The organism is Robiginitalea sp. SC105 (assembly GCF_014243345.1).
Classification (GTDB): Bacteria; Bacteroidota; Bacteroidia; order Flavobacteriales; family Flavobacteriaceae; genus Robiginitalea.
On sequence record NZ_JACLZF010000002.1, the window covers coordinates 318,805 to 335,458 of the forward strand.

A 16,654-nucleotide genomic window follows, 5' to 3' on the forward strand; every position below is an offset into this window, starting at 1 on the left:
CTGGTTGGTTACCGGGGTAAGTTAACCAAAAAAGTGGCCCCTTCACCCTCCTTGCTGTTGACTTTGAGTTCCCCGTTATGCCCCTTGGTGACGATGTCATAGCTCATGGAGAGCCCCAGCCCGGTCCCCGCCCCGGTGGGCTTGGTGGTGAAGAAGGGTTGGAAGATCTTCTCCCGTATTTTTTCGGGTATTCCATTTCCGTTATCTGCGACGCGGATTTCAACCCCGCCATTGGCCTTTTTGGTGCTGACCGTAACTTTGGGCTCATAGCCGGCTTCCCCTTGTTTCTGACGTTCTTGAACGGCGTGGAAAGCATTGGTGAGCAGGTTGAGCAGCACCCGGCCGATGTCCTGTGGGATGACACTCACCCGGGGCAGGTCCTGGTCAAAATTCGTTTCCACGGAAGCGTTAAAGGACTTGTCTTTGGCCCGCAGCCCGTGGTAAGCCAGGCGGAGGTATTCGTCGGCCAGTTTGTTGAGGTCGGTGGGTTCCTTTTTGCCGTCGCTGCTTCGGCTGTGCTGTAACATGCCTTTTACGATCCCCTCGGCCCGTTTGCCGTGGTATATAATCTTTTGCTCATTTTCATCAATATCGTCAGCGATGTCCTGAACCTCTTTTAATTTTCCGGCCTTCAAATCTTCTTTCAGTTCTTTGATAAGCTCGGAATTCACCTCTGAAAAATTATTGACAAAGTTCAGCGGGTTCTGGATCTCGTGGGCAATGCCGGCCGTGAGCTCGCCCAGGGAAGCCATTTTTTCGGAGTGGATGAGCTGGGTCTGGGTGGCTTTTAGCTGCTCATAGGCCTTTTCGATTTCCCGGGCGTGTTCCAGCTCTTTGGCCTGGGTTCGTTCCCGTTCCCTGCGCAACGTCCGATGTCTCTGGAAGAGGTGGAACCTGTACGCCATCAAGGCCAGCAGGAGCGCAAAGATGGCATAGGCCCATGTGGTCCTCCACCAGGGAGGGGTGATGGAGAAGGAGATAGTTTTTGCATCACTCCACACCATATTCGGATTGGCAGCCCGGACGGAGAAAGTATATTCTCCGGGGGGCAGGTCATAATAATATGCGGAACGGCTCCCCCCGACATACCGCCACTCGTCTTCGGTGGGGGACAACCTGTAGGCGAACTGGTTATTCTGGGGGTTGTCATAATGGATTCCGGTATAGGTGATGGATATATTTTTCTGGGTGTGGTCCAGGATAATGGCAGCGCCTTTGGTATCAGTGACCGACTCATCACCCACTTTCATACCCGTGATCCGGGTGATCGGCGGCTGGGTATCCTCGGTGAATGCCAACGGATCGAATATCGTTATCCCATTGCTGCCCCCGAAGGCGAATAACCCGTTGCTCAGTTCAAGGACGGAATGATCGGCATACAGGTTTTGCGCGCCTTCCGCATTCCCGTAGCTTGTGATTTGTTCGGTGGCCTTATCGAAACGGGCCATACCCCGGAATGTGCTCATCCAGAGCACATTGTTCTCATTGTCTTCCAGTATGCCCTGGATGCTTGGGCTCGGCAGGCCCTCATCCAGTCCATAGTACCGTATTTCCCCCGTTTCCGGGTTGTACCTGTTGAGCCCTCCCTGCCAGGTGCCTACCCATAAAGTTCCGTCCTCATCCTCCAGGAGGGAATTGATATCCTGGGAGGAGAAAACGGGTCCATCCTTTGGATCAAATCCATGACGTTTAAAACTTCCCGTTGCCTTATCGAGCAAAAACAGTCCCGCGTTGGTTTGCACCCACAGACCTCCATGCCTGCTTTCCATGACCTCCAGGACCTCGTTGCTGACTTCCTGGCCCATCTCGCCCCGGGAAAAGTCATACCGTTCGTAAGAGTCCCTAGTCTGACGGTATAATCCGGACATCGTACTGATCCACAGGTCACCTTCGGAATCCCGGTATACATGATGCAGAAACCCGAGGTCTGCGGTTTCATCCAGGATGTGCGGATCGATTACCTGACCCGTGTTGACATCATACCCGTATAACTTCCGCCCATCGCGAAACAATAGCCTTCCTTTATCATAGGCATTGATCATCTGCGGCCGGTTGAATTGGGGCAGCCGGTCCTTGAACAGGAATTTTTCAATTTCACCCGTGGTGGGATTAATCTTGTTCAGGCCTTCTTCCCCGGCCGAGTTATAGGTGGCGAACCATACATTTCCGGATTCATCTTCAAACGGAGTGGTTGCCCAACCTTCGGTTACCGAATTAGGGTCATCCGGATTATGCAGGTAGGAGGTCAGCAATTGTTGGGGAGGGATACTGTAGAGGCCATACGATTGGGTTCCCAGCCATATATTGCCCATTGCATCATTCAGGAAGGCGGTAAAGGGCCTGAGTGTTGTGGTTGAGGGAGCGCTAAACTTACCGCTATTGACATCGAACAATTCCACTCCGTCCCGGTGACTTATCCACAAATAGTTCTGGTCAAACCCGATTCGTGTGGTCCAGTCCACCACGCCATTAAAGGAAGACGGAAAAGATAGGAACTCGACGGTTTCCTGTGCAGGATCAATTTTACCGAGACGCCATTGGTTGGTGACAAACCAAATATTTCCGTGGTCATCCCATACGATATCCGAAGGAAATTCCTGATTTTCTTCAGAAAACATACCTGGTTCGGCTCCTAAGGACCGAATACTGCCAGATTCAATCAACACCAATCCCTGATTGGTCACAAGGGCTATTTCTCCTTCCGGGTTGCTCGCCATCTGATAGACGTTATGTACCGCTTCCCCATCCGGCAGGGTTACCATTTCGAAGGTTTCCGTGCTCTCGCTGAATTTGAGGAGCCCCGGGTAATCCTCATACCCCATTCTGGAGTTAATCCCGAAATATATGGTGCCCTTGCCATCGGATTCTATTTCGGAAATATTTGCCTGGGCATTTTCCGGGTAGTCAACGAAGTCGTAGATAGGATAGTTCCGGAATAATCCTGTCTTCACATCGCGGCGGTACACTTTGCCCTGACTCCCGATCCAGATATCCCCGTTGCTGCCCTCTTCGAGTTTATAGAGCAACAGGTCATCGATGGTTGTGGAGTCTTTTGGGTCCGGGTAATAATTTCTGAAATCGTACCCGTCAAAGGTGTATAGCCCGCTTAGCGTTGAGATCCATATCTCGCTGTTCCGGTCTGCCAGTAGGTCGGTGATGATGATCGAGTTGAGTTCCTCATAATAGTTGACCCGGCTAAACTGGTTTTGACTGTAGCCCCAATTGTAAATGAGCAGGAGGAATAACCAGATGGAAAAGCGCTGCATCATTCGTTTAAGATAATACAAAATTCAGAGCCTTCACCTGTCTTCGATTCCACTTTAAGCTGCCCCCCATGCCCCTTGGTCACGATATCATAGCTCATGGAAAGCCCCAGCCCGGTACCTTCCCCGGTGGGCTTGGTGGTAAAGAAGGGCTGGAAAATCTTCTCCCGGATGCCTTCCGGGATACCACCCCCGTTGTCGGTTACCCGGATTTCAACCCCGGCATTGGTCTTTTTGGTGCTGACAGTAACTGTGGGCTGATAGCCTGCTTCCCCTTTTTTCTGACGTTCCTGGACGGCGTGGAAGGCGTTGGTGAGCAGGTTGAGCATTACCCGGCCGATGTCCTGGGGGATGACGCTGATCTCAGGCAGGCCCAGATCAAAATCCGTTTCCATGATGGCGTTGAACGATTTGTCTTTGGCCCGCAGCCCGTGGTAGGCCAGGCGCAGGTATTCGTCGGCCAGTTTGTTGAGGTCGGTGGGCTCCTGTTTGCCTTCGGAGCTGCGGCTGTGCTGGAGCATGCCCTTTACGATATCGCCTGCCCGGTTGCCGTGGTGGTTTATTTTTTCGAGGTTCTGTTTGAGGTCATTGGCAATGGCATCTACCTCCTGGTAGTCTTTCTTTTTGATCTCCTCTTTCATCTCGTCTACGAGCTCCCGGCTCACCTCAGAGAAATTGTTGACAAAGTTGAGCGGGTTCTGAATTTCGTGGGCAATCCCGGCGGTCAGCTCGCCAAGGGAGGCCATTTTTTCGGAGTGGATCAGCTGAGCCTGTGTGGATTTTAGATGGGTATGAGCAACTTCGAGCTTTTCATAGGCCTTTTTAATTTCAAGGGCTTGTTCCAGTTTTACTTTTTGGGCCTTTTCGCGCTCAAGGCGCAATACCCGTTCCTTTTGATAGTGGTACAGTTGCCAGAGCCCCAATAAGAAAAGGGCCGTATAAGCTGTATAGGCCCACCAGGTGGCCCACCACGGGGGCAGTACTTCCAGCTGAACCTCATTTTCGGACCATAGCCCGCTGCTGCTGTTCTGGGCTTTCAACCGGAAGGTATACGCTCCGGGCGGCACCGCTGCGTAATTGACGGGGAGTTCCGCACTGCCCTGAAGCCAACCCGGGTCGTATCCCTCGAGCATATACATCACCTCTTTCCCCCCCGAACTCCGGAAGTCAATCGCTGAATAGGAAATGGAAAAGGAGTTCTGGTCGGATTTCAACGTTACATCCATTGCCTGGCCATTTAAATCGATTAGGCTCAGGCTGTTCCCGGAATTCGATTCACCTTTTATCTCCAGTTCTGTCGCATACAACAGGGAGGTGTCCCGAGATTGCCATAATTGCTCCGGGTTAAAGGCGTAGTAACCGTCATTCATTCCAAAAAGCAGGGTTCCGTCTTTTTTGCGATAGGGATAGTTCAGGGTGGCGTTCATCAAGAATCCGCGAATCCCAAAGTGGGCCCCGAACTCCAGTGTGGTTCCGGATTTTGGATTGTATTTCAACAGGCCGGTTGTATTGTGGATCCATATATTATTTTCCGAATCATGTAGTACCTCCCTCGGGATCGTCTGTATGCCCGAATTCACGAATCGGCCTATTTTTGGGTCGTATTTGAACAACCCCAGTTCGCCGCCAGCCACCCAAAGATCGCCATTGCCATCTAGAAGGAGGCTTGAGATCGTATATCCGCGCAGGTAGGTCCTGAACGATCCGTTCGAAGGATCCAAACGGCTCAACCCCTGGGCCGTTCCGATCCATAGATTTCCAGATGGGTCTTCCGCAAGGTCATATACCTCATCGTGCGCCAGGCTTGTACTGTCCTGCGGGTCATTCCGGAATATTTTAAAAGTACCCGATTCGCGCTTCAGCAGGTGCAACCCGCCACCGGTTGTCCCCACCCATAAATCGTAAGAGCTGTCTTCAAGGACATCGGATACCCATGGCCATGCCAAACTTTCCGGGTCCTTCGGATCCGGGCTGTATCTCGTGAATTGACCCGTTTCCGGATCCAACTCATTCAGGCCTCCGGCGGTAGCGGCCCAGATTTTACCGTACCGATCTTTCGTTACGGAATTGACAACATCATTGCTGATACTAGTTGTATCCCCCGGGATATTCTTGTAAACGGTTCGCTTGCCTGTTGCGATATCTTCCCGTATCAGGCCCTCAGATGCCTTCCAGAGAATATTGGGTGATTCCTCATAAAAGTCCTTGACCTGGTTTTCCTTTATTATCGGGAAATCGTTCCAGAACAGATCAATCTTAAATAACCTGGGCTTCTCCTCCGTCATGATCCAAATAATGCCCTCATCCGACGCTAAGGCACACCATGCCGAATTACTTCGGGCAAATGCATCCCAATCCTCGTTTTCGATTACACCTTCCGGATTTTCAGTAGCGGCCCCATAATGGGTTACCTTTTTATTAACCGGATCATATCGGTTAACCCCATTGTCCACTGTGCCGATCCATATTTGCCCCATGCTGTCTTCGATGAGGAAAGTGATATGGGCCCAAAGTTCGTTTTCAATGGCTGGCCGGCTTAGATTATCCGGAAGGGCAGGATCATGGGTGTGGCGGGTGAAACGACCCGTTTTCCGATCCATGGTATGCAGCCCGTCACCATCGGTCCCCACCCAGAAATTACCATAGGAATCCTCCAGGATGGCACTAACCTTATTGCTTATGAGGCTCGTGGGATCTTCCGGGTCGTGGAGATATCGGGTAAATGTTCCGGACTCCGGGTTAAACCGGTTCAAACCTCCGGCATCCGAGAAATAATCATAGGGAAATCCCGTGCCTGCCCAGATTGTTCCTTCACTGTCTTCATAAAGGGTTCGGACCACATTGTGGCTAAGGCTCGTGGGGTCGTTTTCATCATGCCGGAAATGTGTGAATTTCCCGGTATTCGGGTCCAGCCGGTCAAGTCCTTCGGAGGTGCCTGCCCAAACCATTCCGTTGCGATCAACGATAACCGTATGGACATATTTGTTGATCAGGCTTTCGGGGTCATCCGGATCGTGCCTGTAATGGGTGAAGGTATCGGTGTAGGGGTCATATTTATCGAGTCCCTCCCCTATAAGGGCGATCCAGATAAAACCGGAAGAATCGGCATAAAGGTCGTGCGGATAGGTTCCGCCAAGAGAATTGGGGTTTTCGCGATCATGCCTGAAGTACTTCATCTGGCTGCCGTCATAACGCACGATCATCTGGTTCGGCACATCTGAGAACCATATAAAACCTCTTTTGTCCTCTGCGATGGAGGTAATCTTCCCGAGGGGGTCTCCGCCGGGTGTCAGGACTTCCTCAAAGATGATTTTCTGGGACTGGCCGGATACTACCCCACTGTAAAAGACCATCCAGAAGGCTATAACGCACATTCGTTGAAGGCTATATCGTGACAGGTTCCTTTCCATGGCTTATTAAAACTTTGCCGTTACACCCAAGGTTATTGTACGGGGCCTCGGGTAAGCCAGGTAGTCCAAACCTGCTGTGGGGATACCATTGAGAAAATTGGCACCGTTCGTATTAATCTCAGGATCCAGGCCGCTATACCCTGTAATCAGAAACAGGTTTTGCCCGGTTATATTTAAAATAAGACTTTCAAGTGTTCCGGTATTGCCAAGCGGTACCTTGTATGAGACGGTTGCGTTCTGGAAACGGACAAAATCGCCCTTTTCCAGAAAACGAGTGGATACCACGGCGGTGGAAGCAGGGTTCTCGCTGCTTGCAAGCACATCCCTTGTAACGTTCTGAGACGTGGACAATTGCCCGGTGTTGAAGAAGGCATTGGCGGTGTTGTTGTAGACCGAGAATCCGAATTGGGCATTGAAAAAGGCCGAGAAGCTCCAATTCTTGTGCCGTAAGTTCAATGATAATCCCGAAGTGATATCCGGCAGGCCGTCTTCGCCCACAAAGAATTTGTCTACGTCGGGATTGCCGATGCCGTTGCCGTCTATATCCCGGTATGTAGGATTGCCCGCAGAATCGAATCCGGTGAATTCTGCCATATAAAAGGAAGCCAGGGAGCGCCCGGATTCAAAGCGCTGGGCAAAGGATCCGGTAACACCGGGGCCATTGATAGCCCCCGTATTTATCGCCCCACGGAAATCCTGGATTTCGTTGTGGTTATACGAAGCGTTTAATGAAATCCACAGGCCCGTGTCCACACTTTGAACAAGGTCATAGAAAAAGGAGAATTCTATCCCCTTGTTGATTACCAGAGCATCCACGTTCCCAAACTGGAAAGGGTTGGTGGAGGGTGCAGCCGGAGGTGTCTGCAATAGCAGGTCCGTGGTCCTTCTGCGGTAGACATTGATGCTTCCCTCCAGCCGGTCCAGGTTCAAGCCCCAGTCGATACCAATGTTGACATCCAGCGTAGTTTCCCATCTGAGGTCTGGAACGTCCGTGGCGACGATGGACAGGCCATTCTGGTTTACTGAGCCGTCGAGGTTTATTTCGAGATCCGAAAAACGCTGCCGGGCTACGAAGTTTCCATAACCAATACCCTCCTGGTTGCCGATGAGGCCGGCGCTAATCCTTAGTTTCAGGGTGGAGATGCGATTACCTATAAAATCTTCATCCCCGATCTGCCATGCGAAGGCACCTGAAGGGAAGAACCCGTACTGGTTTTCCGGGCCAAACCTGGAAGATCCGTCGGCCCGCAGGGTGGCGGTTAAAAAGTATTTTCCGGCGATGGAGTAGTTAACCCTGCCAAAAAAGGATTGCAGTTCATCTGTGAAGTTGTAATAATCTGCTGTTACGGCCTGTAACCGCCGGGAGAACCGAAAGGGGACCTCCTGGCCCGCCACCACATCGGGAAAAAGCCTGTTAACCTTCAGCGTTTCCCAGTTGCTGCCGTAAAAAAATTGCTGGAATGACCCTCCAACAGATTCGGCAGCGTCCCTGACCGTATTTCTAAGTTCATTGCCCATAGCTTTCAGACTTGAGGATTCGAAACCCCGGCCGGTGGAATTCCTGCCGGACGTCCTGAAACTTTGGTAGGCATACCCCACAAGGGCATCCAACGAATGGTTTTCAAAATCCTTCTCGTAGGTAACGGTGGCCTCCAGTAACCGGCTTGCCTTTTCAATATTGAAAAGTTTTCCTGTGTCACTTCCCAAAAAGTCATCTGCGTTCTCCCCACTGTTTAAAATGTTAGTCGTGGAGCGGGAGTCGTCATACCCCACGACAATCTTTGTGGAAATTTCCGGAGTAAGATCATATGCCACGGATACATTAAGCAAGCTTCTTTTTGTTGAACCGCTGACCTGCTGATATTCCAAAACTTCCGAAGGGGTGAGGATGTTCTGGGAATTAAAATCGAGGCTTGCAGGAATGGTCGGGTTGGCCCTGTAGGCTACAAAAAATGCTTCTTCAGGGGAAAAGGCCTCGTCCTTTACCTCGGTAAGTGTCCCTCGGAAACCGAGTTCCAGCCTGTCCCTGAAAAACCGTTGGGACCAGTTGAACCTTCCGTTGATCCGTTTCAGGGAGGATTTTTTAATAATACCGTACTGATCCTGGTAACCGATGGAAGCGAAAAAATTTCCGCTCCCATAATTTTTGGACCAGGAAAGATTCAGGTTTTCAGAAATGCTCGTCCTCGTAACAAATTCCTGCCAGTCCGTATCACCGCCGAAATCCCGTGCCTCCGCATCACCACCCAATCGTGAAATACCTGCCAGGTATTCCTCCCGGTTCAAAAGGTCAAATTTACTGGCAGCAGTGGCTATACTTACCGCGGAGGAAAATTCAAAAACGCCCTGACCGCCTGACTTTCCGCTTTTTGTAGTTATGATGACCACTCCATTGGCGCTTCGGGAACCGTAAATAGCGGTGGCGGAAGCATCCTTCAGGATGCTGATACTTTCAATTTCCGAGGGGTTAAGAAAATTCAGGGGGTTCCTGGGAGGCCTGTCGGAATCGAATGTGGCGGTCGCCCCCCCATCCAGGGGGATCCCGTCTACAACAAATAAAGGATTGTTGCCTGATCGTATCGAATTACTGCCCCTGATACGGGTTTGGATCCCCGCTCCGGGCTCTCCGCTGGACACTGTTATCTGTACCCCGGCAGCTTTGCCCTGAATCAGTTGTTCCGGCGAATTGATGACACCCCTGTTGAACTGCTCCTCCTTCACCGCAACAAGGGCACCTGTGGCATCCGCTTCGGTTGTGGTTCCATACCCGATGACGATCACTTCATCGAGATAGGTGTCGGATACCTCCAGTGTGATATTCAGTGTGGTTTGTCCATTAACCGGAACTTCTTTAATCGCATAACCCACATAAGAAATTTCCAGGCTCGCATTTGAACCGGATATCTCCAGTGAAAAATGCCCCTCGAAATCGGTTTGTGTCCCGTTGGTGGTTCCTTTCTCCACAACAGCGGCTCCCATCAGCGGGCCATTGTTATCTGAAACGGTACCGGAAACGGAAAATTCCTGGGCAGCAACCCTACTCGAACCAATAACCAGTGCTACCATAAAAAGCACTTTGGTTATTAGACATAAATGTCCGGTTTTACAATTCAAGGGATCAATTTATTATTTCTTAATGCAATTGTGCCTGCATATTCAGATCCTACTCATTGGCGTCTAAAGGGTTTGAGTATATAGTTGAATTAAGCATGGAGGTTATCTGGCGCATGCATAACGCGCTTAAACGCTCATCTCTAAGATATTAAAAAAATCACCTTCAGGTAAATTCCCGCGGGGAATGCGGTTTGGGCATAAAATCTCAATCGCGGGGGTCAACGGTTCCGGGGATACCGGGAAACTAGCCGGGCAACATAAATGTAAAAGTTGCACCCTCACCGATTTTACTCGTTACGGATAACTCCCCCCCATGGGCTTTTATAATGTCATAACTCAGGGAAAGCCCAAGCCCGGTGCCCTCACCGGTAGGTTTGGTGGTAAAGAATGGCTGGAAGATCTTGTCCCTGATTTTATCCGGAATGCCGAGGCCGTTGTCGGTTACCTGGATTTCAACGCCTTCTTTGGTTCGACGGGTTCTGACGATAACCATGGGGCCATAGCCCTCAGGTGCATCCTTTTTCTTTTCGTTGACGGCATGAAAAGCATTGGTGAGCAGGTTGAGCAGCACCCTTCCGACGTCCTGGGGGATGACACTAACCTGGGGCAGGTCCGGATCGAAATCCGTTTCAAGGGTGGCGTTGAATGACTGATCCTTAGCCCGCAATCCGTGGTAGGCCATTCGCAAATATTTGTCTGCCAGTTTATTCAGGTCGGTGGATTCCTTCTTGCCATTGCTGCTGCGGCTGTGCTGCAACATGCCCCTGACAATACTGCCCGCCCGCTGGCCATGGTGGACGATCTTTTCCATGTTCTGGACGAGGTCTTTTGCGATATAGTCAGCTTCTTCCGTATCCCCTTTTTTCAGCTCATCCCTCATTTCTTCCAGGAGTTCCCGGCTAACCTCAGAGAAATTGTTGACAAAGTTGAGCGGGTTCTGAATTTCGTGCGCAATCCCGGCGGTCAGTTCGCCGAGTGAGGCCATTTTTTCGGAATGGATGAGCTGGGACTGGGCGGATTTCAGATTGGAGTGTGCCACTTCGAGTTTGGAATAGGCCTTTTCAATTTCCCGGGCTTGCGCAAGTTCTTTCTGCTGGGACTTTTCGCGTTCCAGGCGCAATACGCGTTCCTTTTGATACCTGTATATCAACCATGCGCTCAGGATCAAAAGGATGGCATACAGGCCATAGGCCCACCAGGTGGCCCACCAGGGGTTTGCAACCCGGATATCAATGCTTTTTTCTACCCATTCACTGCTGTTGAGCACAGGGGCCTTGTAGATGAATTTGTAGTTGCCCGGGGGGACCTTTACATAGTTGACCTGTTGGCCTGAAAGGGATTCCTGCCAGAACTCATCGAAACCCTCCAACCTGTAAAGGATCTTTTTTTTGAAGGCACCTCTGAATTCGATGGCGGCCAGGGTAATACTAAAAGTGTTTTGGCTATAGTCCAGGCGGATCGTGCCCGACGCATCCAGGGAGGTTGCAATTTTACTCTCCGCAGAAGGGAAAACCGGCTGGTTGTTCACCTTTAGTCTGTGCAGGTACAATCGCGGTTTCTCTATCGGGTTCTTAAAGGTAGTCGGATCGAAATAATAGTAGCCCCGCGGGCTGCTGGCAAAGTATATACTCCCCTCACTTCCGGCATAGGCACTTGTTAGATAGGGGTTTTGGTCTACAAGGACGCCATTCCCGGCGCCAAATTTTTCAATATTGTCCCTTGCGGAATCCACTTTTACGATTCCCGTAGCAGTCCCAATCCAGAGGTTGTCGGATGTATCGGCTGCGATGGAAAAGGAAAATCCCCCCAGGTATTCCCCTGTCCTTTCCAACCTGAAAGGGATGATGGTGTCCCATGGCGGAGGGCTATGCCATACCCCGTTGTTGCTGGCTATCCACAGCCGGTCTTCAATATCCATATGCATATCGTTGAAACTGGGAATCGCCTGGTCCGATACAATTTCAAACTGATCCGTAGCGCTGTTTAATTTAAAAACATGATTGGTGGTGGATACGAATAACCTGCCGGAATCGTCGGCTGCGATATTCGTGATAGCCTGCCGCTCCCCGGTTGGGGTAAGCTCCCGGTAAACCGGGGCCTGCCGTTGCCGGTCCATATGGAACAGGCCCATGTTGGTGCCAATCCATAAAGCTCCACCTTGGTCCTCATAAATATCGGAAATGATGGTTTCAACTGTTCCATCCGGCCCTTCAGCGAAATTCCCGAACCTTGCAAAACCATCCTCGTCTTCGTTGTATCGGTTCAACCCGTTTCGCGTACCGATCCAAAGGGTATTTTCCTTGTCCTTGTAGATGTTGGTAATCCGGTTGTCCGTAAGGCTCCAGGGGTCTGACGGGATATGCTGGTATCTTTTGGTTGCTCCCGTGGCCGGGTTCTTCAGTATCAGGCCATTTTCCTCCGTCCCTATCCATAGTTCTTCAGAGCCCCGCTCGAAAACACATGCCACCTGATCATCAACAAGCGCCTCGCTGATCCGGGGTCGTTCCGGATCTGCCTTGTATAGCTTGCTTTCCTCCGTGGCAACCCAAAGCAAGCCATCTTCAGAAACATGGGCCCACCATGTGGAGTTCTCATCGTAATCTCCTGAGGGCTGAGTATCTGCACCAATCCGGGACATGGTTTCCGACCGGGGATCCCAGCGGACAATGCCGTCACTAAAGGTGCCAAACCAAAGGAATCCCCTGTGGTCTTCCTTGATAAAGGTAATATGGTCCATAAGGTTTTCCGGGGCGGGTATTTGCAATTTGCTTTCAGATTCTGCATTGGCGGTGTAGCGCTTAAAAGTTCCATTGGTCCGGTCCATCAAATGGAGGCCGTTATTGTTTGTGCCCACCCAGAAATTCCCACGGCTGTCTTCATAAATTGCTCGCACCTTATTGCCCAGAAGGCTCTTGTCATCCTCCGGATCATGCAGGAATCGGGTAAAGGAATTTGTCCCGGGGTCATAGCGGTTCATCCCCCCGTTTTTCTCATCCGGGTCCCAGGGGACCCCTGTTCCAATCCAGATCGTCCCTTCCTGGTCTTCATAAAGGGAGCGTACAAGATTGCTGCTCAGGGATGTACTATCGTCCGGATCGTGGCGGAAATGTGCAATGTCTCCCGTAACCGGGTCCAGCCGGTCGAGTCCCTCAGTAGTCCCCAGCCATAGCCTTCCCTGCCGGTCCGGCAGGAGTACGACAACCGTATTGCTGATAATGCTTTGTGGCTCATCCGGGATGTGCTTGTAATGGGTGAACGTTTCGGTAAGCGGGTCAAACCGATCCAGCCCCCCGGGGTCGCCGTATCCGATCCAGACCACTCCGTCCTCACCGGCTGCCAGGGATTCGGGATAATGGCCCCCCAGGGAATTGGGGTTGTCGGGTTCATAGGGGAATTTGGTCACTATGCTGCCGTCATACCTGAAAACACAGCGGTTGGCCTGATCGGAAAACCAAAGGAACCCGTTGCTATCCTGGGTAATGGCATTGATCTTCCCAAAGGAATATTCCTCCACCCCCGGAATAAACTTGAATTCTGGCACCGCCTCCTGGCTATGAACAAGGCTATCCTGAAGGCCGGGAATGAGCGCGATCAGCCATATGGACAAATACCGGAAGTTATGGGATAATCCTTGCGGCCTCATGATATGAGGGATTTCGGTAAATGTAAGAGGAATTCGGTGCCGCCGGTTTCGCAATTCGAAAAGGTAAGGGCACCTCCGTGCCCCTTGGTCACGATATCGTAACTCATGGAGAGCCCCAGCCCAGTACCCTCCCCGGTGGGCTTGGTGGTAAAGAAGGGCTGGAAAATCTTCTCCCGTATGCCTTCCGGGATACCACCCCCGTTGTCGGTGACCCGGATTTCAACGCCATCCGGGGTTCTGCGTGTACTCATGGCAACGGTGGGCTCGTAACCCGCTTCCCCTTGTTTTTGACGCTCCTGAACGGCGTGGAAGGCATTGGTCAGCAGGTTGAGCAGCACCCGGCCGATGTCCTGTGGGATGACGCTGATCTCAGGCAGGCCCGGATCAAAATCCGTTTCCATGATGGCGTTGAAGGACTTGTCCTTGGCGCGGAGCCCGTGGTAGGCCAAACGCAAATATTCGTCGGCCAGTTTGTTCAGGTCGGTGGGCTCCTTTTTGCTTTCCGAGCTGCGGCTGTGCTGCAGCATGCCTTTTACGATCCCCTCGGCTCGTTTGCCGTGGTGTTCGATTTTCTCGAGGTTCTGGAAGAGGTCTTTTGCGATTGCATCGGCCTCCTTTTTATCGCCCTTCTTGACCTCCTGCATCAATTCCCCAAGTAATTCCCGGTTCACTTCGGAGAAGTTGTTCACGAAGTTCAGCGGATTTTGGATTTCGTGGGCGATGCCGGCGGTAAGTTCCCCGAGAGAGGCCATTTTTTCGGAATGGATCAACTGGGTTTGGGCGGCCTGGAGTTTATTGTAGGCTTGTTCGATTTCCCTTGCATGTTCCAGTTCCTTTTTCTGGGCTTTCTGTCGCTCCTCCCGCAAGACACGCTCCTTCTGGTAGTTGTGAATCAGCCAAACTCCCAGTGCCAACAGCAGGGCATACAGACAATAAGCCCACCATGTGCCCCACCAGGGGGGTAGGATGACCATTGGAAATGCCTTTTCAGACCATATACCGCTACTGCCGTTTAACGCCTTCAACCGGAAGGTGTATTCGCCGGGTGGCACCTTGAAATAATTTGCCGGGGTCCCGGCTTTGCCTTCCAGCCATCCCAAATCATAATTTTCCAGCATGTACAGGAGTTGGTTTTGCCCCGAATTCCGAAAATCGATCGCCGCAAACAAGATGGAGAAAACATTCTGGGAATAATTCAGCTCAATAGCTTCATCCTCCGCATTCCAGTCCTCCAGGTTAAAGTTGGTTTCCAGGAATCCTGAATTTCCGTTTATCCGGAAGTCTGTAACGTACAATAAGGAGGTATCCCGGGAAACCCATAGGTCATCCGGGTTGAAGGCGTAATAGCCCCCCTCCGCGCCAAAAAGAATCGTTCCGTCCTTTTTGCGATAGGGGAAGCTGTACAAGGACAGTTGCAAAATCCCCCTTACCCCGTTTTTCTCACCATAAACAAGGGTGCTGCCAGTCTCAGGATCATATCGCATGATGCCTCTCGAATTGTAGATCCAGAGGTTGTTTTCAGTATCATCGATTACCAGGGTTATATCCGAGGAAATGCCTGTATCCACAAATTGGTCCGTTTCCGGGTCATAGCGATACAAGCCAATTGCCGTACCAGCCCAGAATATTCCATTCTCATCGAGAAGTAGGCTAAGCACCGCCAGCCCGGGAAGATACCTTTTAAACGTACCGCTTGCCGGTATATACCTGTTCACACCTGCTCCGTCTTCCATCGTTCCGATCCAGAGATTCTGTTGCGCGTCTTCCCCGATTACAGTGATGATGTCACTGGAAATTGAACTGACGTCAGTCGTATTACTACGAAACACTCTGAATCGCCCGGAATTCCTGTCCAGAAGATTCAGTCCACCAGAGGTCCCGACCCACAGGTTGTTGCCACTGTCCTCATAAATATGGTTAACCCTGGGGTCGCTCAGGCTCTCAGGATCATCTGGCTCCGGCAAATACTTCATAAAATATTCGGTGACCGGCTCGAATGTGTTCAGGCCATTATTCGTAGCTATCCAAAGCTTATTGAGACGATCTTTTGTAATGAAATTGATCTGATTGCTGCTGATACTACCAGCATCGTCCGCATTGTGCCGGTAGGCCTTAACCGTACCCTTATCAAGATCTTCCCGGATAAGTCCACTCCAACCACCCTTCCAAAGTATGGAACGGTTTTCCTCATAGAAATTCTTCATCCAAATATTTCCTTTTAGCGGGATCTCATTGCTGAAAAGATCGACTTTGAAGAATTTCGGTTGTTGTTGGGTGCTCAACCAAATATGCCCTTCCTGGGTAGCCAGAGCACACCAGCCCGAATTACTCTCGGTATATGCCTTCCAGCTTTCATTGTATAACACCGTTTCCGGCACTGTAGGGGAATCGCCGAAAAATGTAAAAGTGTCGGTTTTCGGATCATAGCGGTTGATGCCGCTGTGTTCCGTACCGACCCAGATGTGTCCTTCTGCATCTTCGGTCAGAAAGGTAATATGGGTGAATGGCTCTCCGGTATCGGGCGGACGGCTCAATTTTTCGGGATGATCCGGGTCGTAGGTATGTCGGGTAAAGGTGCCGGTTTCGCGGTCCATGGTGTGCAGGCCGTCCCCATCGGTCCCAACCCAGAAATTGCCCTGGCTGTCCTCGAGGATGGCCCTGACCTTGTTGCTGATAAGGGAGGTCGGATCCTCCGGGTCGTGCATGAAGCGGGTAAACGTTCCGGATTCCCTGTTCAGCCGGTTCAGTCCGCCTTCCGGAATATTGTTATAGGCCATCCCTGTGCCAACCCAGAGCGTCCCGGACCGGTCTTCGTATAATGAACGTACATTGTTGCAGCTCAGGCTACTGGAGTCGCCTTCGATGTGTTTGAAATGCCGGAAGGCACCGGTTTCCCGATCCAGCAAATCCAGCCCATTTTCAGTGGCTACCCACAGGTTGTCAAGGTGGTCTTCAAGTATGGCCCATACATTATCGTTTGTAAGGCTGTTTGCCTCCTCAGGGTCGTGACGGTAATGGGTAAACGTGTTTGTCCGGGGGTCGAACCGGTCAAGGCCCTGCCCGTAAAAACCAATCCAGATAATACCGGAATCTTCAACAAAAAAGGTTTCCGGGTAGGGACCTCCCAGGGAATTCTTGTCTTGCGGGTCGTGCCGGAAGAATTCCATGGAGCTGCCATCATACCGGACAATGGCGCGGTTGGACTGATCCGAAAACCACAGGAA

At 51.3% G+C, this 16,654-nt stretch carries 5 protein-coding genes; all 5 read right to left on the minus strand.

Translation table 11 applies throughout. The features are described 5' to 3' along the window. Positions 1–8 precede the first annotated feature (8 nt). The gene (locus tag H7F20_RS10585; RefSeq protein WP_185786155.1) at positions 9–3,269 is read right to left on the minus strand and encodes a sensor histidine kinase; all 3,261 of its coding nucleotides are present in this window, start codon (positions 3,267–3,269) and stop codon (positions 9–11) included. Continuing rightward, positions 3,266–6,637, minus strand: a complete 3,372-nt coding sequence (locus H7F20_RS10590) for a sensor histidine kinase (RefSeq protein ID WP_185786156.1) — start codon at positions 6,635–6,637, stop codon at positions 3,266–3,268. The genes H7F20_RS10585 and H7F20_RS10590 overlap by 4 nt, the downstream gene beginning before the upstream one ends. A 42-nt stretch (positions 6,638–6,679) precedes the next feature. After that, positions 6,680–9,739, minus strand: coding sequence for a carboxypeptidase-like regulatory domain-containing protein (locus tag H7F20_RS10595; protein ID WP_185786157.1), 3,060 nt, complete (start codon positions 9,737–9,739; stop codon positions 6,680–6,682). Positions 9,740–10,031: 292 nt separating this feature from the next. Further along, complete coding sequence (locus H7F20_RS10600) at positions 10,032–13,430, minus strand: two-component regulator propeller domain-containing protein (RefSeq protein ID WP_185786158.1); 3,399 nt, start codon at positions 13,428–13,430, stop codon at positions 10,032–10,034. Beyond that, complete coding sequence (locus tag H7F20_RS10605) at positions 13,427–16,597, minus strand: two-component regulator propeller domain-containing protein (protein ID WP_185786159.1); 3,171 nt, start codon at positions 16,595–16,597, stop codon at positions 13,427–13,429. The genes H7F20_RS10600 and H7F20_RS10605 overlap by 4 nt, the downstream gene beginning before the upstream one ends. Positions 16,598–16,654 lie beyond the last annotated feature (57 nt).

What these genes read in the sequence shown, in the direction of transcription:
- H7F20_RS10585 (WP_185786155.1), bottom strand. Translation starts at nt 3,269, where the DNA reads ATGATGCAGCGCTTTTCCATCTGGTTATTCCTCCTGCTCATTTACAAT.
- H7F20_RS10590 (WP_185786156.1), bottom strand. Translation starts at nt 6,637, where the DNA reads ATGTGCGTTATAGCCTTCTGGATGGTCTTTTACAGTGGGGTAGTATCC.
- H7F20_RS10595 (WP_185786157.1), bottom strand. Translation starts at nt 9,739, where the DNA reads ATGGTAGCACTGGTTATTGGTTCGAGTAGGGTTGCTGCCCAGGAATTT.
- H7F20_RS10600 (WP_185786158.1), bottom strand. Translation starts at nt 13,430, where the DNA reads ATGAGGCCGCAAGGATTATCCCATAACTTCCGGTATTTGTCCATATGG.
- H7F20_RS10605 (WP_185786159.1), bottom strand. Translation starts at nt 16,597, where the DNA reads ATGGAATTCTTCCGGCACGACCCGCAAGACAAGAATTCCCTGGGAGGT.